Annotated in this window: 17 protein-coding genes and 1 pseudogene; 7 read left to right on the top strand and 11 right to left on the bottom strand. The window is 68.6% G+C overall.

Features of this window, described 5'->3' with window-relative positions:
* Positions 1-49 precede the first annotated feature (49 nt).
* The 3 genes from ctaD to RGD00_RS02455 all read left to right on the top strand — a co-directional run bounded on the left by ctaD (position 50) and on the right by RGD00_RS02455 (position 3478).
* Positions 50-2503 carry a cytochrome c oxidase subunit I gene (gene ctaD, locus RGD00_RS02465; RefSeq protein ID WP_310455612.1) on the top strand — a complete coding sequence of 818 codons (2454 nt, stop codon included), beginning with the start codon at positions 50-52 and terminating at the stop codon, positions 2501-2503.
* On the top strand, positions 2500-2808 hold the full coding sequence (locus tag RGD00_RS02460) for a hypothetical protein (protein ID WP_310455610.1): 309 nt from the start codon (positions 2500-2502) through the stop codon (positions 2806-2808). The genes ctaD and RGD00_RS02460 overlap by 4 nt, the downstream gene beginning before the upstream one ends.
* Before the next feature lie 130 nt (positions 2809-2938).
* Entirely contained in the window at positions 2939-3478 is a 540-nt protein-coding gene (locus tag RGD00_RS02455; RefSeq protein ID WP_310455609.1) for an NADPH-dependent FMN reductase, read from the top strand.
* 291 nt (positions 3479-3769) lie between these two features.
* On the opposite strand, the gene RGD00_RS02450 is transcribed toward RGD00_RS02455, so the two are convergent.
* Both RGD00_RS02450 and RGD00_RS02445 read right to left on the bottom strand, forming a co-directional pair.
* Positions 3770-4117, bottom strand: coding sequence for a GNAT family N-acetyltransferase (locus RGD00_RS02450; protein WP_310455608.1), 348 nt, complete (start codon positions 4115-4117; stop codon positions 3770-3772).
* 64 nt (positions 4118-4181) lie between these two features.
* The gene (locus RGD00_RS02445; protein WP_310455607.1) at positions 4182-5711 is read right to left on the bottom strand and encodes a VOC family protein; all 1530 of its coding nucleotides are present in this window, start codon (positions 5709-5711) and stop codon (positions 4182-4184) included.
* A gap of 487 nt (positions 5712-6198) precedes the next feature.
* Here RGD00_RS02445 and RGD00_RS02440 point away from each other — a divergent pair, with 487 nt between their 5' ends.
* Together RGD00_RS02440 and RGD00_RS02435 are read left to right on the top strand one after the other, a co-directional pair.
* Entirely contained in the window at positions 6199-7092 is an 894-nt protein-coding gene (locus tag RGD00_RS02440; RefSeq protein ID WP_310455606.1) for a DUF72 domain-containing protein, read from the top strand.
* Positions 7093-7651: 559 nt separating this feature from the next.
* Positions 7652-7963 (top strand): annotated as a pseudogene (locus tag RGD00_RS02435) (recombinase family protein); the annotation flags it as partial.
* Positions 7964-8468: 505 nt separating this feature from the next.
* On the opposite strand, the gene RGD00_RS02430 reads toward RGD00_RS02435, so the two are convergent.
* The 9 genes from RGD00_RS02430 to RGD00_RS02390 form a co-directional block, all read right to left on the bottom strand.
* Positions 8469-9497 carry an IS110 family RNA-guided transposase gene (locus tag RGD00_RS02430; protein ID WP_310455605.1) on the bottom strand — a complete coding sequence of 343 codons (1029 nt, stop codon included), beginning with the start codon at positions 9495-9497 and terminating at the stop codon, positions 8469-8471.
* A 147-nt stretch (positions 9498-9644) separates the two neighbouring features.
* Entirely contained in the window at positions 9645-10346 is a 702-nt protein-coding gene (locus tag RGD00_RS02425) for a VIT1/CCC1 transporter family protein (protein WP_310455604.1), read from the bottom strand.
* A complete protein-coding gene (locus RGD00_RS02420; RefSeq protein ID WP_310455603.1) occupies positions 10343-12250 on the bottom strand; it encodes a heavy metal translocating P-type ATPase in 1908 nt (635 codons plus the stop codon). The genes RGD00_RS02425 and RGD00_RS02420 overlap by 4 nt, the downstream gene beginning before the upstream one ends.
* A gap of 5 nt (positions 12251-12255) precedes the next feature.
* Entirely contained in the window at positions 12256-13236 is a 981-nt protein-coding gene (locus tag RGD00_RS02415) for an FAD:protein FMN transferase (protein WP_101753526.1), read from the bottom strand.
* Positions 13217-15424, bottom strand: coding sequence for a PepSY domain-containing protein (locus RGD00_RS02410; protein WP_230377692.1), 2208 nt, complete (start codon positions 15422-15424; stop codon positions 13217-13219). Before RGD00_RS02410 ends, RGD00_RS02415 begins: the two co-directional genes overlap by 20 nt.
* A gap of 11 nt (positions 15425-15435) precedes the next feature.
* Positions 15436-15906, bottom strand: coding sequence for a DUF2271 domain-containing protein (locus RGD00_RS02405; protein ID WP_094022008.1), 471 nt, complete (start codon positions 15904-15906; stop codon positions 15436-15438).
* 38 nt (positions 15907-15944) lie between these two features.
* Entirely contained in the window at positions 15945-16319 is a 375-nt protein-coding gene (locus RGD00_RS02400) for a PepSY domain-containing protein (RefSeq protein ID WP_310455598.1), read from the bottom strand.
* A gap of 187 nt (positions 16320-16506) precedes the next feature.
* Positions 16507-17145 carry a cytochrome b/b6 domain-containing protein gene (locus tag RGD00_RS02395; RefSeq protein ID WP_310455597.1) on the bottom strand — a complete coding sequence of 213 codons (639 nt, stop codon included), beginning with the start codon at positions 17143-17145 and terminating at the stop codon, positions 16507-16509.
* Between the two features lie 25 nt (positions 17146-17170).
* Positions 17171-17488 (bottom strand): PepSY domain-containing protein, encoded by a 318-nt coding sequence (locus RGD00_RS02390; protein WP_310455596.1) that lies wholly within the window; start codon positions 17486-17488, stop codon positions 17171-17173.
* A 144-nt stretch (positions 17489-17632) separates the two neighbouring features.
* Here RGD00_RS02390 and RGD00_RS02385 point away from each other — a divergent pair, with 144 nt between their 5' ends.
* A complete protein-coding gene (locus tag RGD00_RS02385) occupies positions 17633-18292 on the top strand; it encodes a response regulator transcription factor (protein WP_310455899.1) in 660 nt (219 codons plus the stop codon).
* Positions 18289-19647 carry an ATP-binding protein gene (locus tag RGD00_RS02380; RefSeq protein WP_310455595.1) on the top strand — a complete coding sequence of 453 codons (1359 nt, stop codon included), beginning with the start codon at positions 18289-18291 and terminating at the stop codon, positions 19645-19647. The genes RGD00_RS02385 and RGD00_RS02380 overlap by 4 nt, the downstream gene beginning before the upstream one ends.
* The last annotated feature ends 3 nt before the right edge of the window (positions 19648-19650 follow it).

The following is a 19650-nucleotide window of genomic DNA, read 5'->3' as shown; positions in this document are numbered from 1 at the left end:
GGTCCGCCCCCGCCGCCCCCTGCCCGTACAAGCCGGGGAGGGCCGGCCGATGACCCTGCCCCCCAATCCCCCGCAGAACGCCCTGCGCCTGCACCGCGAGCTTGAACGCATCTGGGGCCGCCCGCCGGGGCTGCGCGGCGCCCTTTGTTCCGTCAACCACAGCGAAATCGGCAAGCGGTTCATGATCGCCTCGGCGGTGTTCTTCGCCATCGCGGGGCTGTTGGCCATGCTGATCCGCGCGCAGCTGGCGACGCCGGAGGGCGCCTTTCTGGATGCCGCGCAGTACAACCGGATCTTCACGATGCACGGCAGCATCATGATGTTCCTCTTCGCCATTCCCATGCTGGAGGGGTTGGGGATGTATCTTCTGCCCAAGATGCTGGGCACGCGCGATCTGGCGTTTCCGCGGCTGTCGGCCTTCGGGTGGTGGTGCTATCTGTTCGGGGGCACGATCCTGATCCTGGCGCTGCTGGCGGGCGTGGCGCCCGATGGCGGCTGGTTCATGTACACGCCGCTGACCTCGAAAGCCTACAGCCCCGGCATCAATGCCGATGTCTGGCTTCTGGGCATCACCTTCGTCGAGATCTCGGCGCTGGCGGCGGCGGTGGAGATCACCGTCACCATCCTGCGGATGCGCGCGCCCGGCATGCGGCTGTCGCGGATGCCGCTGATGGCGTGGTATCTTCTGGGCACCGCCGCGATGATGCTGGCGGGGTTTCCGCCGCTCATCCTCGGCTCCGTCCTGCTGGAGGTCGAGCGCGCCTTCGACTGGCCCTTCTTCGATGTCGCGCGGGGGGGCGATCCGCTGCTGTGGCAGCATCTCTTCTGGCTGTTCGGCCACCCGGAGGTCTATATCATCTTCCTGCCCGCCGCGGGGGCCATTTCCACCATCCTGCCGGTGATGTGCCGCACGACGATCCTGGGGTACGGCGCCATCGTGGCGGCGGTTCTGGGGCTGGTGTTCCTGAGCTTCGGGCTCTGGGTCCACCACATGTTCGCGGTGGGCATCCCGCATATGGCGCTGGCGTTCTTTTCGGCCGCCTCGGCGCTGGTGGCGGTGCCGACGGCGGTGCAGATCTTCGCCTGGATCGGCACCATGTGGAAGGGCCACCCCCGGCTGCACCTGCCGATGCTGCATCTGATGGGGTTCTTCGGCACCTTCGTCATCGGCGGGCTGACGGGGGTGATGCTGGCCATCGTGCCGTTCAACTGGCAGGCCCATGACACCGCCTTCGTCACCGCGCATCTGCATTACGTGCTGATCGGCGGCTTCGTCTTTCCGATGATGGCGGGGGTGGTCTACTGGCTGCCGCTGATCCTCGGGCGGGAACGGGTGCCGGGGGTGGGCACGGCGGCGTTCTGGCTGATCTTCGCGGGCTTTCACGGCACCTTTCTGGTCATGCACCTGACCGGGCTGATGGGCATGCCGCGGCGGATTTCCGTCTATCCCGACAACCCGGAATGGATCTGGCCCAACCTGATCAGTTCCGCCTTCGGTTTCGTCATGGCGGCGGGGTTCGCGCTTTTCGCGCTGGATCTGGTGTTGCAGGTGCTGTTCGGGCGGCGGGCGCGGCGCGACCCCTGGGGGGCGGGGACGCTGGAATGGGCGATGCCGATGCCGCCGCCGAGCTACAACATCGCCGCCCTGCCCCCGGGGCCCGGGGCCGATGCGCTGGCGCTGGCGCGGGGCGAGGGGGCCCTGCCCGGCGCGCCGCGCGGCCAGCGCGAGACGCTGGTGGTCGATACGCTCAGCGGTGCGCCGCGTTTCGTCGCCGTCCTGCCGGGCAACAGCCTGCTGCCGGTCTGCACCGCCGCCGCCATCGGGGGGTTCGTGCTGCTGATGCTGGCGGGGCTTTACGGTGCGGCGCTGGCGGCGCTGGCCGGGGTCGGCGCGGTCTGCTGGTGGTGGCAGGGGTTTTCCGGCCGCCCCACGGGCCCCGCCACCGTGCCGGTCGCCCCGGGGCTGGACCTGCCGCTGCACTGGGGGATGGAGGATACGCTGGCGCGTTCGGGCCTCGTGTGCCTGCTGGTCGCGGATGGGGCGCTGTTCGGGTCCTACCTGTTCGCCGCGGGGTTCCTGACGGTGATCGCGCCCGGCTGGCCCGCGCCCGCCAGCGGGATCGGCACCCTGCCCGCGGGTCTGCTGGCCGGGGGCATGCTGGCGGGGCTGGCCGTGGCGGCGGGGCTGGCGCGGGTCAGGGGCGCGCGCGGGGCGGCGGCGGGGGCGGTGGCGGGGCTGGCCGCGCTGATGCTGGCGGGGCTTCTGGCGGCGCAGCTGGACGACCCGACCCGGCATGCGCGCGATGCGCTGCGCGCGGCGGGGCTGGCCTATGTCGCGCTGCACGCGGGCGTGGGGGGCCTTCTGGCGCTGGTCTGCGCCGTGCACCGGCGGGACGGGGCGATCGGGCCGGGGGCGCAGGGCGTCTGGCGGCTGTGGCAGGATTTCACGTTGGCGACGGCGGCGATCCTTGTCGCGCTTGTCGCCGTGCAGGAGGCATCATGACCTGGCCCTGGCTCGCCTTGCGGGGGCCCATCCTCTGGGCCATCGCCTTTTCCGGCATCTACGCGCTGCACGGGGTGGGCTGCACATGGGGCTGGCCCGGGGTGGCAACCCCGCTCGGCCCGCTGCACGGGGTGGTGCTGGCCGGTGTCTGGCTTTGTGCGCTGATCGGGGCGGGCGCGATCGTCCTGACCGGCCCGCGCGGCGCGGACCGCGCGGCGGCGATCACCCGTCTGGGCGGCTGGATCGGCCTTGCGGCGACCTTGCTGACGCTGTTTCCGGTGCTCGGCGTCACCAGTTGCGGTTGAGAACCGCAGAGGAAAAACCGCTGCCGCCGTTTCCCGGGCCAGGCCGCTGGACGGACGGGGCGGAAAGCGTTCTGATGGGAACAAGGGCCGCCGGGCCGACCGGTGCCCCGGATTACGGAAGGCAGGTGAAATGGCGACCATACTTGGCCTCAGCGGCAGCTTGCGCCGGGCATCCTTCAACGCGGGCCTGCTGCGCGCGGCGGCGGACCTGACGCCCGAGGGCACGCGGATCGAGATCGGCACCATCCGCGACGTGCCCCTCTATGACGGCGACATGGAGGAGGCGACGGGCCTGCCGCCCCCCGTGCAGGCATTGCAGGCGCAGCTTGCGGCGGCGGATGCGTTGCTGCTGGTCACGCCGGAATACAACAACGGCGTCCCCGGCGTGTTCAAGAACGCCATCGACTGGATGTCGCGCGGCGACGGGCTGGCGCTGTTCACGGCCAAGCCGGTGGCGGTCATCGGCGCCTCGCCCGGCGGGTTCGGCACGATCCTGGCGCAGAGCCACTGGCTGCCGGTGCTGCGCACGCTGAAGATGCACCCCTGGCTGGAAGGGCGGCTGATGGTGTCGCGCGCGGGCGGGCTGTTCGACGACAGCGGCAACCTGACCGACGAAAAGACCCGCGCCGCGTTGCGCGATTTCATGGCCGGCTTCGCGCGCAGTCTCTGACAGCGGGCTGTCGGGGCGGATCGGCATTCAGCTTGAGGTTTGGCCGGGCGGGACAAGGAAACGCACCGCGTTTCCCCCGCCCGTTCGCGTAAGGGTGCCATCAGGGGCGGTGATGCCGAGAATAACGGATAGGCCAGCGCCTGCCCCGGCGGGCGAGAAGCGCCCGCCATGGGCGGGGCGGGCGCTGGCCGGGGGCTTTGGGCCCCCGGCCGGGGCAGCGAAATCTGCATCGCCGTGGCGAAGGCACGCGCCTTCGCCAGCCGAACGACAAGACTGAATTACCGATCCGCCCTAGCCCTGCCGACCGACATCGCCGGGCGGGGCCTTGAACAGATCGGCCCATTCGGGGTGGCGCGCGGCCTGTTTGCGCACGAAGGGGCAAAGGGGCAGGATGCGGAAGCCGCTTTGCCGCGCGTCCTCGATCATGAAATGCAGCAGCGCCATGGCCACGCCCTGCCCGGCCATCGCATCGGGCACGCCGGTATGGTCGGCGCTGATCAACCCCGGGCCGCGATGGGTGAAGGTGATCTCGCCCTCGGCCTCCACGCCGTCGATACGGGCGACATAGCGGCCGTGCCGCGCGCCGTCCTCCTTGGTGATGGCGACGGGCCCGCGCGGGGCCCGGGTTTCTGCGGTCATGATGTTCTCCCGTCCTCGAACCGGCCGGCCCGGGGGGGGGGGCCGTTCCGGTCTTGCGCCGCCGTCAGTCCCCGCCAGTGGACAGCCAGACGCGGGCGATGTCCAGATCCTCGGGCGACAGGTCGTGCCCCGCCGTCACCCGGCGCGCCTCCAGATCCGCCCCGCCCGCCCGCAACGCGGCCTCCAGCGCCGGGGCCATGCGCGCGAAGGGATCCTGCGCGCCGGTCAGCAGCAGCACCCGGACCCCCGTCAGATCGGCGGGCGGCGGGGCCTCGAGCGCCTCGATCCCGCGCAGCAGGACGGCGCGGCGCACCACGCCCGGGTGCAGCCGCAGGACCGCCCCCAGAAGGTTCGCCCCGTTGGAATAGCCGAGCCAGATCATCCGCGCGGGGTCGAGCCCATAGCCCTTCACCGCCTCCGCCGCGAAATCGGCAAGGGCCGCCGCCTCGGCCCGGATGTCGTCCTGGTCATAGGTCATGACGTCGTAGCGGCGGAACCAGCGGCTGACGCCCTCCTCGGTCGAGCGCCCCCGCACCCCTAGAAGCGTGGCGCGCGGGTTCAGCCGCGCGGCCATCGGCATGAGATCGGCCTCGTTCCCGCCCGTGCCGTGCAGCAGTACGATCACCGACCCGTCCGGATCGTCCGGCACATGGAAGCGGTGGATGAAGGACAGATCGCGCATCGGCATCCTTGCCGCCCCCGGCAGGGCGAATTGCGGCAGCATCACCCGCAGGTCTTCGGCGCGCGCCGCGTCCCGGGGCGGGATCTGCAGGGTTTCGCCCAGATGGGCCTCGTCCTCGTCCACGGTGAATCCGGGGGCGTCGGTGGCGTATTCGAACAGCGCCCCCGCCGGTTCGCGCACATAGAGCGACAGGAAATACTTGCGGTCATGCACCTGGGTCACGCCGTCATGGTCGCGCAGGTCCAGCCGCATCCGCCCCACGGCCCCGGCGTCGGGCGCGCGAAAGGCCACATGGTCGATCGTCCCGGTCCCGGGGCCGCCGGCGACGAAACCCGCCGACTGGCGCAGGTCGATCACATCGCTGTCCGAAGCCATACGCAGGAAGGGCCCCTCGCGCAGCGCCTCGCGATAGCCGAAGCGCGCCGCGAAGCCGGCGGTGGCCGGTGCATCCGCGGTCAGGATCGTGACGGACCGGATACGGGTGGGCGCCATCGGGTCGGGCAAGGGCGCGGCGGCGGGCAGATCCGCGCCGATCAGCTTGACGATGATCCCGTCGGGGTCGCGCAGGCGCAACACGGTCTCGCCCAGTTCGCGCGCGGGGCCGGTGACGGGCACCCCGGCGGCCAGCGCACGTTGCAGCCAGCCGCCGATACCGGCGGGCGGAACGGCCAGTCCGATCTCGGCCACCTGCCCCAGCCCCACGCGTCCGCGCGCGCCGTCCTGCCAGACCAGAAAGGTGACGACCGACCCGGGGCTTCCCCGCCGGTCGCCGTAGAACAGGTGCAGCTGTTCGCCGTCCTCGTATCCGCCGGTCTGCTTGACCAGCCGCAGGCCCAGGAACCCGGCGTAGAAATCGACGTTCTTCTGGACGTTTCCGGTAATGGCGGTGACATGGTGGATGCCGGTGGTCACGGTCTGGCCCTCATCTGGAACAAGCGGTCCCCCTGACATGGGAGGGCCGCGCGCGGTTGTCCATCTTCGCATATCCGCGACAACGCGCCAGCATGTGCCTGCTCAATTGACTGAAAACCCGACGAATTTCGATGCCGCCCTGATTTCCGGGAGGGCGCTCGAAGAGAGATGCGGGCCGTTCAGAGACCAATATTGGCAGCAGCGCCAGTCTCCGCAGGTCGGACCCAGCCGCCAAATCCATTGAGATAAAAGAAAAAATCCCCGCACGGGGGCCTTGTGGCAGGTTCGCGACTTGGAAGTGGCGGTGCTGTCAGACGGATGCGAACTCGTCCCTGCTTCGGCGCTTGGCAGTCCGGGGATCGCCGGGAACCGGGAACCTCAACGAGGGCTGCGAATTGGGAAAAGACGTGCACTGCGGCACGTCAGCAGAATGTCCAGAGCTGCCGATGCTGTCCATCCCGACCCGCCCGACGCAGGGCACAGGGCCATGACGTCGCGCCGGGGCGAGATCCGCATCGGCGTGTCGGGCTGGCGCTATCCGCCGTGGCGTGGGCATTTCTATCCCGAGGGCCTGGTGCAGCGGCGCGAACTCGCCTTCGCGGCAAGCCGGTTTTCCGCGCTCGAGATCAACGGGACATTCTACGGCCTGCAACGCCCCGAAGTCTTCATGCGGTGGGCCGAGGCGGTGCCGGAGGATTTCGTCTTCGCCGTCAAGGCGCCGCGCTTCATCACGCATGAGATCCGCCTGCGCGATGCCGAAACCCCGCTGGCGAATTTCCTGGCCTCGGGGCCGCTCTGCCTCGGACCCAGGCTGGGGCCGCTGCTCTGGCAGCTGCCGCCCAGCTTCCGGTTCGACGCCGCGCTGATCCGCGAATTCCTCGGGTTGCTGCCGAAGGATACCGAAGCCGCAGCGCAGCTTGCGCGCCGGCATGACCGGCAGGTCGAAGGACGGACCGCGACCGGGACCGATGCGCGCCGCCCGCTGCGCCATGCCATCGAGATCCGGCACGAAAGCTTCCGCACCCCGGCCTTCGTGGACCTGCTGCGCGCGCATGATGTCGCGCTGGTCTGCGCCGATACGGTGGACTGGCCGCGGCTGATGGATCTGACCTCGGACTTCGTCTATTGCCGCCTGCACGGATCGGCCGAACTCTACCGTTCACGCTATGACGACGCGGATCTGGCCCGGTGGGCCGGCCGCATAAGCGCCTGGTCCGAGGGGCGACCGATGCGCGACGGCGATTTCGCCGGCGGGGAAAACCCGGCCGATACGCCCCGCGATGTCTTCGTCTTCTTCGACAATACCGACAAGCTCCATGCGCCGGACGATGCGGGGCGGCTTATGGAGATGCTGGCGCGGGGACCGCATCGGGCCGGCTGAGCGGATCGGGCTGGCTCCCGCAAAGGGTCGGTGCCGATTTCAGGATTTTCTAAAGGTCGAACCGGATCGCCGACAACAAGCCTACCGAGTTGGGCGGATGGGACGAGATCCCGCTTTCCGTAAGCAGCTCAGCGAATCCCGCAAGTTCCACACAAGGGGGAAGAGACAGGGGTGGATGATGGAGGGGGTGGGTGTAGCGTGACACGAAATTTTGCAGTGTTTGACACGAAGGTTTGCAGCAGAGCGATTTTCGATCCGGCCCTGTTTCGGGGGTGTTGAAAGGGGGCTTACCCGGCACATCGGGCAGGCCGGATCCGGCCAGCGCATCGGTGGTCCACCATTCCTGGGCGGGGGGCATGACTCATGCCATACCTCCGTTGCGCATGGCCGCGATGTCAGCGGCATCGCGGGTCTCGGCCTCATCCACGACCAGCGGCGACAGGCTGTCGAATGCGTCCTCGACAAACCGCCGCCGCGCCGGCCCGTTCCCAAACCCGCAGCAACACCAGATACTGCTCATCCACCGCGGATTTAACGGGCGGTTGAAGGCCGTTTTCAGCGCGCAGGGATCCGGGCCCACTACTGCGGCGAGCAGTTCGAGAATGACGGCAGCATCGGCTCGAATCTGCTGAAAACCGTCAAACGGGTCATGGCTGGCGAATACAGCCGCGAACTCTCGGTAAAGGTTTTCGCGGGCCAGTGCCGCCTCGTCGAGCTCGGTTTTCGCCAGGGCGGCGCGCCTGGATACGGGTTGCGCCGGGTGCTGATCGACGAGCACGGCAATCCCAAGGGCGAGCTGTCGCGCGGCGAGCAGAAGAGCCTTCAGACCGACAGAGTCATTCTCGTCCCAGCGCCTCGTCGCCGCTTGCGGCGCGCGGCGTGATCCCCGCGCCGACGATATTGTTCGATGCCGCCCCAGTTTCCCGGCAGGGCGCTCGAAGAGAGACGCTGGCCGTTCAGAGACCGATATCCGCCGTGCTGCCAGTCTCCGCAGGGCGGACCCAGCAGCCGAACCCCTTTGAGATAAAAAGAAAAAAGCCCCACTTGGGGGCCTCGTGGCAGGTTCGCAACTTGAAAATGGCGGAGGGGATGGGCCTGACGTCGAACCTTCTTTTGTGGATGCCGCTCCGTTTGCAAGGAATTTCTGATCGTTTCGACATGTGATCGAGTGCGTACTTTTGTCAGGCCTGTTCGTGCGGCTGACATGGCGCCGCTGGCCGGGATGGTGATGCGCGGAGCGGGACCAAATCTCCAACGGCGAGCTCGGGGCTCGGAGAAGGTTTCTGGTTTGCCCGACCCGGATCGTGTCGATCATGTGCCCATGCTGATCATGCCTTCCTCACAATTCGGTGGCCCAATGCCCGTTCGACGCCGGATCAGGCGCCGATCAGCACCGGGCCACGATAGCTTTCACCGCGCGTCAGCATCGCCCAGATGCCACGCGCCATCTTGTTCGCCAGCGCGACCGCGACGACCGGGATCGGTTTGCGCTCCAGCATCCGCGCCAGCCACGACCCCTTCGGCGCTCCGCGGCGCGAGGCCCAGCGGATCACGGCGGTCGCCCCGATGACCAGCAACCGCCGGATGTCGCGTTGCCCCATCTTCGAGATCTTCCCAAGCCTTTGCTTGCCCCCTGTGGAATGCTGCCGCGGCACGAGGCCAAGCCAGGCGGCGAAATCGCGCCCGCGGCGGAACTGCTCCATCGGCGGGGCGAAGGTCTCGACTGCGAGCGCGGTGATCGGTCCGACACCCGGCATCGTCTGCAACTGGCGCGGCATTTCCGCTTCGTTCGACATGGCCGCGATCCGTGCTTTCAGCGCATTGATCCGGTCGGTCAGGTGGGCGATCTGCTCGAGGAGCATCCGGCAGATGTCGCGTGCCAGATCGGGAATGTCGGCGTCAGGATCTTCGATGACTCGTTCAAGGCGCGGCACATAACCGATCCCTTCGGGAGCGACATGGCCGAACTCGTAGAGATGCGACCTGAGCGCATTCACGGCTTCCGTGCGCTGTTTCACGAGTTGCTCGCGCGTCCGGAACGCAACCGCCCGGGCCTGCTGCTCTGCCGATTTCGGTTCCACGAAGCGCATGGTGGGCCGCTGCGCCGCCTCGACGATCGCTTCCGCATCGGCGGCGTCATTCTTCTGGCGCTTGATGAACGGCTTGACGTAATGCGGCGCGATCAGCCGAACCTCGTGCCCGAGGCGGGACATTTCCCGCGCCCAGTGATGGGCACTGGCGCACGCCTCCATCGCCACCAGGCACGGCGGCTGCTCCGCCATGAACCGGGCGAACTGCGGTCGCGACAGCTTCTTGCGGAACACGGCGGATCCGTCTGCCGCGGCGCCGTGCACCTGGAACACGTTCTTTGCGAGATCGATGCCGATGATGGTAATATCTCCCATGGATGCCCTCTCCTTCAGCTTGTGATTCAACACCCCAAGCTTGGCACATTGCGATGCCGTCTGGGGAGAGCGGCATCCACCCCATCTCCATGTTAAGTTACTGATATATTTTCCTTTACTGAATCATTGGCCGCCATCATCGTTCCCTTACCCGACCGTCACACCGAAGATCGTTCCAACGGCTGCCGTCGCCGCCATCGCGAGTGTCCCCCACAAGGTGACCCTCGCAGCACCGCGAACGAGCCCCGCGCCGCCAGCGGATGCTCCGAGGCCGCCGAGGGCGGCGAGACCAACGATTGTCGATGCCGCCACCAGAACTGCGATCTGCGCCTCGGGCACGAGCAACACCACGATCAGCGGAACCACCGCGCCGAAGGCAAACGTCAGCGCGGAAACCAGGGCCGCCTGAATCGGGCGGGCCGTCACGGTCTCGGAGATCCCGAGTTCATCGCGCGCATGCGATCCGAGGGCGTCGCGCTCGGTCAGTTGAGCCGCCACCCTCTCGGCCAGATCACGATCGAGGCCTCGATCCACATAAATCCGGGTCAGTTCCTCCAGTTCGGCCTCGGGGGTTTCCTCAAGTTCGCGAGTTTCGCGTGCGATGTCAGCTTGCTCCGCATCCGTCTGTGAACTGACCGAGACGTATTCGCCCGCAGCCATCGACATCGCGCCGGCCACGAGTCCGGCGAGCCCTGCGATCAATACTTCCGGCTTTCCGGATCCCGCTGCGGCGACGCCGACCACGAGGCTCGCAGTCGACACCAGTCCGTCGTTCGCTCCGAGCACAGCCGCCCGCAGCCAGCCGATGCGATGCACCATGTGGATTTCGGAATGCGAGAGGCGGCTCATGGCGTGGCTCCTTGCGCGATGTCGGCCTGCCCGGAGGAGACAGCCTTTGGTTTCGGAATGGTGGGTTCATGGGGCGCGATGCGCAGCGCACGGAGGGCGTTCAGGATCACTGCAACGTCGATGACCTCCTGCAGAAGCGCGCCCTGCACCGGGGTGAGATAGCCGAGAGCGGCCGCGATCATGCCCACGACCGACAGGCCGATCCCGGCGACGACACTTTCGACAGCAATGCGGCGCGCCCCGCGCGCAATCTCGATCCCGGGGCCCAGCCGGTCGATCCGGTCGACAAGGAGCACGACATCGGCCGCTTCGGCCGATGCCGCGGCGCCGCGGGCCCCCATGGCGACGCCGACATCGGCAGCCGCGAGCGCCGGTGCGTCGTTCACGCCGTCGCCCACCATCATCACGGGACCACGCTTGCGCTCGGAGAGGACGAGCAGGACCTTCTGGTCGGGCGTGAGACCTGCCCTCAGGCCGTCGAGGCCGAGCCCTTCGGTCACGCGTTCGGCTACGTCGGCACGGTCGCCGGTGGCGAGCAGGATGCGCTTGACCCCCTCGCGGCGGAGCCCGGACAGCATGGCACCGACCCCCTCGCGCAGGGGATCGGACATCACCAGATGCCCGGCCATGTGCCCGTCTACTGCGACGGCGACGAGCACCGAGCCGGCGGCGATGACGGAATGATCGCCGGGCCGCCGTCCAACGCGGGAGGCGACGAAGTCATCCCCACCGACGATGACCTTCCGGCCCTCGACGTGGCCCACGACGCCTTCGCCGGGGATCTCTGCCACGTCCGACGGAACCGGCAGAGCGAAGCCCCGCTCTTTCGCAGCGGCGACGATGGCCTGCGCCACGGGGTGCTTCGAAGCCTGGTCAAGTGCCGCGGCAAGGCGCAGGATTTCGCCCTCGGCCATGCCGTCGTGGCTGTCGATCGAGACGATCTGCGGCCGGCCGTCCGTCAGCGTGCCGGTCTTGTCGAGGATCAGCGTTCGGATGCGCGCCATCGTCTCGAGCGGTCCCGCGCCCTTGATCAGCACCCCGAAATGCGCGGCACGCGACAGCCCGGCCACCAGCGCCACCGGCACGGCGAGGATCAGCGGACAGGGCGTGGCGACAACGAGCACGGCGACGGCCCGGATTGGATCGCCGGTGAACCACCAGGCCGCGAAGGCGATGCTGACCGTGACCGCGAGAAAGCCCAGCGACCAGCGGTCGGCCAGCCGCGACATCGGCGCCTTCGAGGCCTGCGCCTCCTCGACCAGCCGGACGATCCCGGCATAAGTGCTGTCCTTGGCTTCTCTCGTCGCCGTCAGATCGAACGCCTCGCCTGCGTTTGTGGAGCCGCTCATGGCTTCGGCGCCGTGGGCGAGGCGCACTGGCAGGGACTCGCCCGTCAGCGCTGAGGTGTCGACGAAGGCCGTCTCCGAGGCCACCGTGCCGTCCACCGGCACCACGTCGCCCTGACGTATCAGGAGGCGGTCGCCGGGCGCGATGTGGTCGAGCGGGATCTCCTCCAGCCCGCCGTTGCGGTGCCGGGTCGCGGTCCGCGGCACGCGGGAGAGGAGGTCGTGCATCTCGCGCCGGGCGCGGCCTTCGGCGAAGGCTTCGAGGAATGTGCCGCCGGAATACATCACCGCGACCACCGCCGCGGCGAGGGTCTCGCCGAAGACGAGCGCCGCCGACATCGACAGCGCTGCGACGATATCGAGGCCCACCTCGCCGGAGCGCAGGCTGCGCAGGATCTCGACCACGAGCGCGGCGAGCGCTGGAACGACGCCGGCGATCCAGATCAGGTTCGCAGCGTTGGGTCGGCCGGAAAAGTAGAACGCAAGTCCCGCAAACAGGCCGGTCGCGGCAATGAGCAGGATAGCGGTCTTGAAGCGGTCAGTCCTTGTCGTCTCCATGCGGCCTATCTCCCCTCTGCAGGGGTAATCGCCGCTGGCTCTTCGGAAAAAAGTCGTCCGACTCCCACGCCCCTCACGCTCCCGCAATCTTCGCGCAAGAGGAACAGGGCGTCGAGCCCTTCTTTTCTTGCGAGTTCGGCCCCTTTGCCGAGACCGAGCACCATGAGCGCCGTCGCCCAGGCATCGGCCTCGGCACAGCTGCGGGCAACGACGGTGACGGAGGCCGGCGATGCGATCAGCGGCGCACCGCGCCTCGGGTCCATTGTGTGCGACAGGCGTCGTCCCTGAACCTCGACCCAGTGGCGATAATCGCCGGAGGTGGCGACGGCGGCATCCTGCAGCGCGAGGATCGAATGCGGCGTCCGGCGTTCCGCGTCCGGCGCCTCGACCGCAATGCTCCAGGCCTCGCCGTCAGGCCGGAGACCCATCGCGCGCATCTCGCCATCGACCCCGACGAGGGCGTCGGCGATCCCGTAATCGCGCAGGGTTTCGGCCAAACGGTCCACGCCGTAGCCCTTGGCTATGCCGTTCAGATCCAGCGCTATGGGAGCGACCTTGCAGATGCGGTCGCCTTCGAACTCCAGAGCCTGATCCGCCGGGCGGCGCGGGGTTTTCATCGCGGCGCGGATGCCCTCGGGCGCGGCCGTCTTCGGCCCGAACCCCCAGGCCGTCACCGCGTCACCCATGCCGATGTCGAACGCGCCGCCGGATATGCGCCCGATCTTTAGGCCGAGTCGCAGCACCTCGGCGAGCCGCGCGGGAAGCGCGATCCATTCGCCCACCGGCGCCGCGTTGAGCCGCATCAGGCCGCTGTCGGGCTTCCAGGTCGACATCTGTCCGTCCACTTCGTCCACGGCCGCCTGCAGCGCCGTGCGGATCGCCGCCGTGTCGAGACCGGGCCCTGCGAAGAACAGCGCCGACCAGCGCGTGCCCATGGTCGCCCCATTCAGGGCGTGCCTCGTCAGCTCAGTAGACATCTTCGACATACCGCCCCTCCGCCTTCAGGACCGCCGGCGTCAGCCCGGCCGGTGCGAGGATCTCGGCCAGCGCCTCGGCCACGCCGGCGGCCATGTCCCGTCCGCCGCAGACCATCACGCGCGCGCCATTGCGGATGAGCTCTGCGACCTGAGTGGCCTCGCTGCGCAGCGCGTCCTGGACGTAATGGGGACGCGCCCCGCGCGAGACGGCGGTGACCAGCCGGCTTACACGCCCTTCGTCCTGCCATCCGGGGAACTCCTCGCCGTAGAAGAAATCGCTGTCGGGATGGCGCATGCCGAAGAACAGGTGGATCGGCCTGCGGCGCGTATTGCCGCGCACAAAGCCCGCTAGCGGCCCGATGCCGGTCCCTGCGCCGATCAGGATCAGGGGCGCCCGGCTCCGCCCCGGACGGAAACCGGGGTTGGGGCGCAAGAAGGCGCTCACCGTGTCGCCAGGTTCCAGCGCTGTGAGCTGACCCGAGCAGAGGCCGCCGGGATGCTTCTTGACCACGATCTCGATGAAGCCGTCGCGGCGCCCAGAGGCGAGCGAATAGAGCCGCGGGACGGTCCCGCCTTCGGGCAGAATGCCGATCAGGTCACCCGCCTGGAACCGTGCGAACCCGCCCCCGAGCAGCCGTTGCCCGAGCGAGACGCGGGGAAACGCGAAGCGGAGGATCGCCGTCGGGGCCTGCACCTCAGCGCCGTAGTCGCGCCGCGAGACGAGGGTCAGCGTGGTCGTTTGCGGCTGGACCGGCTGGTGCGTCAGTTCGAGCGCAATGCCGAGCACGTCTCCGAGCGCCCGGCCCCAGCGCGCGAAATCCTGCGGCGATTGCCGGTCGATTGTGTCGAGCGGCAGAAGCTCGGGCCAACCCTTCGCCTGCGCCGCTGCCGCGACGTCCCTTGCGAAGGCGCAATAGGCCGGAAAGCTGCGGTCGCCGAAGCCGAGCACCGCCAGAGAAATGTCCGGCGCCCTGTCGGAAGCGTTTAGCCGCTCGAGAAAGCCCTTCGCCGAGGCGGGCGCCGCGCCGTCGCCATAGGTTGCGGCGAGCAGGATGATCCGCTGGGCCGTAGCGTAGCGTTCTGGCGCGAAGGCCGACATCGGTGCTGTGTGTACCTTCTGCCCGGCTTGCGTCAGTGCGGTGTGGAGCGTGGCCGCAAATCCCCAGGTGCTGCCGCCCTCGCTGCCGACGAGCAGGATCGTCTCGGCACGTCCCGCGGGCTGATTGCCTCGGATGCGCGGCCGACCGCGCCGCCCGGCGAGCCAGATCAGCACGCCGGTCGCGCCCATCGCGGGCACGCCGAGCGCCATGAGGCCGAGCACCAGGCCGAGCGTCGCCGCGCCCTGTCCGGTGTGCAGCATGTAGATGGTCTCCGAGACGCGCTCCCATCCCGTGAGGTCGGCCCAGGCCAGGAGGTCTCCGTCGCCCTGGTCGAGATAGCCGGTGCCCCGGTCGGTCTTGAGCGTGAACACGTCCGTCGCGTCGCCGGGATAGGGAAAGCTCAGTTCGCGCAACTCGGCGACGGGCGTCTGCTGCAGCGTGGCCATTCGGTCCGGCGCAAACCCCGTCGCTCCACTGACCTCGGTCGGCATGGCCGGGATGGCGCTGCCATCCGGCAGGAGATCGAAGGTCGACGCCGTCATCCAGAGGGCGGTCGTGGAAGACAGAACGAAGCCGACGACGGCGATCCGGGCGATCTCGACGTGCAGCCTGCCCGCGAGCGGACCGCGCAGGCGCGCGAACCAGTGCCGCCAGCCGCCCGTCCGCCGCGCGACCAGCGCCGCACCGGAGAGCGAGAGGATCAGCATCGCGGCAGCCCCTGCAGCCATGGCTATGCGCCCGCCGTCCCCGAGGAACAGCGACCGGTGCAGGTTGGTGAGCCAGCGTTCGGCCTGGTTCGGGTCGGCCGAGGCCACGCCCTCACCGGTCACCGGGTCAATCACGGCAGCGCCCGGCGCGCCCTGGTCGAACCAGTAGGCGGTGATCCGGCCCGAGGGTGATCGGCGGATCTGCTCGACGCCCGGATAGACCGTCTGGATGCGGTCCGCGAGGGCGGCGACGGTCAGTCCGGCTTCCGCCTGCGGTGCGGCAAGCCGTTCGGCCGCTGGGAAGACCGACAGCGCCGCGCCGCTCAGACTCAGGATGGTGACGAGCGCAAGGGCCAGAAGACCCGGCCAGCGATGGAGTGCACGGATCATGGCCCCGCTCCTCACATGTCGTAGGCGAAGCTGGCGATGTAGCGGCGGCCCTGCACCGGCGTGCCGGCGCCGTCGGTCGTGAGCGGGACGGCCACCTCGTTCGGGCTGTCGCGCATGTCCTCGACGGCCGCGTCGATGTGGAGCGTGTAGCCCGCGTCGAAGAGCGCGTCGGCCAGGTCGAGCGTGATCTCGAGCGTGCGGCCCGCGCCGACGCTGGCGCCGGTGATGCCGTTCACCTGCGCGGTGTCGCCGCCGGTGGCGCGGTACCAGTCGCTGAGGTGCTCGTAGTACTTGGACTTGCCGCCAGCCATCCAGAGACTGCCGACATAGGCGCCCGAGGTGTCGGTGACGTAGAGCGCGAGATAGGCCCCGTCGCCGCCGTAATTGTTGAGGATCGTGGTGAGCGTCACCGGACGCGCCATGGCGAGGCCGGGGAGCGTCAGCGCCGTGGTCAGCGCGAGCGTGGCGAGAAGCGATTTCATCGTATGGATCCTTGTTCGGAGAGGAACTTCGGAGCGGTTCAGTTCACCTGAACCTGCGGCGGCGCACCGTTGCCGAAGAGGCCGTTCTGCGGAGGGGCGACCGTGCCGGCGGGCGCGGGATTGCGAGCGCCGCGGCGCTCGTCGTCCTCGTACTGCATCTCGACAATCTGCAGCGTCGCTGGATCGAGCTTCACCTCGATCTCCCGGTCATCCTGGTCTCGGCCCTCGATCTCGTAGCAGCCGTCGTCGATCTCGAAGTCGCGCACGGTCCAGCCGTTCTGCTCGGCCAGCTGCATCGCGGCCTCGCGCAGCTGCCATTGGTCACGGGGCGCATGGCACTCATCGTCGTCGGCCAGTGCGGCGCCCGCGGGCAACAGGGCGATCAGGGCGAAGGCGGTCAGGGTCTTTTTCATGACAGGGTCTCCTTGTCATCTGCTGAGGACAATCTGGAGACGCGACCTGAGGGCTTCCTGACGCGTCCGCGATTCCCGCTTCAGCTTGCCGTCAGGAAGAGAGCGGCTTCGGACGAAAAAAGGCCCCGCCTGTGAGGGCGAGGCCAGGCGGTGCCGAAGGGACGGTCGGCCTTGGGTATGGGTGCCGTCAGGCGATGTCGCCGGGACCAGGGCCGCGCTTGTCGCCCGTCACCATGGCGCGCGCTAGGTTCTCGTGATGCCGGAAGGAGGCCAGCACGACGCCGCCCACATGCAGCGCGGCAAGCAGCAGCATCAGGTTGGCGAGGGTCTCGTGGACCTCCTTCAGCGGTCCCTCGACCTCGCCCCGCGCGCCGTATTCCCGCTCGTCGCCGTCGTCGTCTGCCCAAGCGGGCGCCACGATTGCGGGCATGGACGGAAGCATCGCCAGTCGGGCCTCGTCCTCCATGAGCCAGCCGGTGAAGGCCGTCCCCGACAGTGTGACCAGCAGCGCCACGACCATGGCCGCGCCCGCCGGATTGTGGCCGAGGTAACGCCGCTCGCGCCCGCGGGTCATGTCCCCGAGATAGGCGAGGGTCTCGCCGGGTCCCTTCAGGAACTGCGCGAACCGCGCGTAGCGACTGCCGACGAGGCCCCAGACCAGCCGGAAGGCCACCAGTCCTGCGACGGTGTAGCCTGCGAACTCGTGCACGGGCTGCAGCTCGTCCGCGGTCAGCCATGCGGTCGCGAAGGACGCGACCAGTCCCCAATGGAACACCCGGAGCAGCGGGTCCCAGACGCGGACCTTGCTGTTCGGCCCCGTGTTCATCTCTGGCCCCTGGTGTGAGATTGCGTCAGTCACCGTCGCCTCCTTCGCGATCCCGGTGGGGGCTATCGTCGTCGTCGTCCTCGTATTCGAACTCGATCACCTGGAGCGTCGCCGGATGGACGGTCACTTCGATCCGGCGCCCTTCGGCGTCGCGGCCGTCGATCTCGTAGCAGCCGTCGTCGATCTTGATCCGGCGCACCGTCCAGCCGTTCTCCTCGGCCAACCGGGCGACGGCTTCGCGCGGCTGCCAGTCAGCCATCGGCGCGAAGCAGTCGTCGTCCGCCAGCGCGACTCCGGCCGGGAAGACCGCGAGAAAGCCAAGAATTGTCAATGTCTTCTTCATGGGCCAAACTCCTCGATGCGGCCATCTTGACGCGATTCATGCGCGGCGAAGCTGACGGCATCCTGAAGGGACGTGCCCGGCAGCTTCAGCTTCCTGTCAGCCAGGCGGATCATGGAGGGTCATCGGAAGAGGACGGGGACGAGGATGCGGATCCTGCTGATCGAGGACGACACGGTTCTGGGGGCCGCTGTGCGCGACCAGATCGCGGCTGATGGCCAGTCGGTGGATTGGGTGATGCGCCTCGATGCGGCCGGAGATGCGACGAGATCCACGTCCTACGACCTGATCCTGCTCGACCTGATGCTGCCGGACGGGCGCGGCATCGGCTTCCTGAAGAGCCTGCGCGCGCGCGGAGACGTGACGCCGGTCATCATCCTGACCGCGCTCGACCAGGTGTCCGACCGCATCGAGGGCCTGAACGCGGGCGCCGACGACTATCTCGTGAAACCCTTCGATCTTGCGGAGTTGTCTGCGCGGATCGGGTCTGTCGCCCGGCGCTACAGCGGCAACCCGAACCCCATTGTGACCCACGGGCCGCTGGAAATCGACCTCGCCGCGCGCAGCGTGCACCGCGACGGCAAGCCAGTCCCCCTTACGGCGCGGGAATGGGCGCTCTTCGAGGCCTTTCTCGCGCGGCCGGGGCAGCTCCTGTCCAAGGCGCAGCTGGAGGAGAAGCTCTATGCCTTCGACGCAGAGGTGGAGAGCAACACGATCGAGGTCCATGTCAGCCGGCTTCGCAAGAAGCTCGGGAGCGAGGTGATCGAGACCGAGCGCGGCATGGGCTACCGGCTGGGCAAGACATGAGATGGCCCGCCAGCCTTCAGGGCCGGCTCGGCCTGTCGCTTGGCCTTGCACTGACGGTGCTGTGGCTGCTGGCGGCGACGGTGACGGCCGTGATCGTCCGAGGCGAATTGGACGAGGTCTTCGATAGCGCGCTGCGGGAGACGGCCGAGAGGATCCTGCCGCTGGCCGTTACCGATATCGTGGGCCGCGAAGATCAGGGCGTGACGCAGCGGCTCTCGCCGATCCGGGAGCATGACGAGTTGTTCACCTACCTCGTGCGGGATGCCGATGGGCACATCCTGCTGCAATCCCACGCGGCCGACCCCGCGGTGTTCCCGTCCTGGGACGGGCGCGGGTTTCGGCAGACTGCCACCCACCGGCTCTATAGCGACGCCGCCCTTCAGGACACGATCCGGATAACCGTGGCCGAGCCGTTGGCCCATCGCGCGTCGGTCGCGCGCGAAATCCAGATGGGTCTCGGCCTGCCCCTGCTGATCGTCCTGCCGGTCGCGCTGACGGCGATCATTCTCGCCGTCCGTTTCAGCCTCGACCCGCTGCGCCGGTTCCGCGCACGCCTCGAGGCGCGCGGTGCCCGCGACCTGTCGGAGGTTCCCGCCGAGGGGCTGCCGAGCGAGATCGGTCCGCTGGCCGAGACGCTCAACGGCCTTCTCGCCCGCTTGCGCGAGGCGTTCGAGGCCGAGCGCAGCTTTGCTGCGAACGCGGCCCACGAGTTGAGAACGCCGCTGGCCGGCGCAATCGCTCAGGCGCAGCGGCTGAGGGCGGAGACGCAGGAGCCGGCCACCGAAGCGCGTGCCGCCGAAATTGAGGCGACGCTCAAGCGCCTGACCCGGCTTTCCGAACGCCTCATGCAGCTTGCGCGGGCCGAAGGCGGGCGGCTGCGGATGGACCGGAGCGGGGACCTGAGGGCGGTCGCCCGCGTGGTGGTGGACGATCTTGAGCGTGCCAGCACGAAGGACCGCATCGCGCTGACGCTGCCGAGTACAACCGTCATGTCCGACATCGACCCCGACGCCTTTGCCATCCTGTGCCGCAACCTCGTGGAGAACGCGCTCCGGCACGGAGCCGAAAACACGACGGTCGACGTCACGTTGACCGCGGACGGGCTGCTTTCTGTCGCGAACGACGGCCCGGTCCTGCCACGCGACACTCTCGACCGCCTCACGGTGCGCTTCGAAAGGGCGAATGCGAATGCCGACGGTAGTGGGCTCGGCCTCGCCATCGTCGCCGCCATTGCTGGCCGGATCGGCAGCTCGCTCGTTCTGGAGTCGCCACGTTCGGGTGCATCGTCCGGTTTCCAGGCGTCGATCAGGTTGCCAACTGAAGTCCCGGGCACCACTGCGAGGCGCGACGCATAGCTG

The organism is Ruixingdingia sedimenti, from assembly GCF_031432425.1.
GTDB classification, from domain to species: Bacteria; Pseudomonadota; Alphaproteobacteria; order Rhodobacterales; family Rhodobacteraceae; genus Ruixingdingia; species Ruixingdingia sedimenti.
Note: the sequence above shows the minus strand (reverse complement) of the source record. Positions and strands in the feature narration are given on the sequence as shown.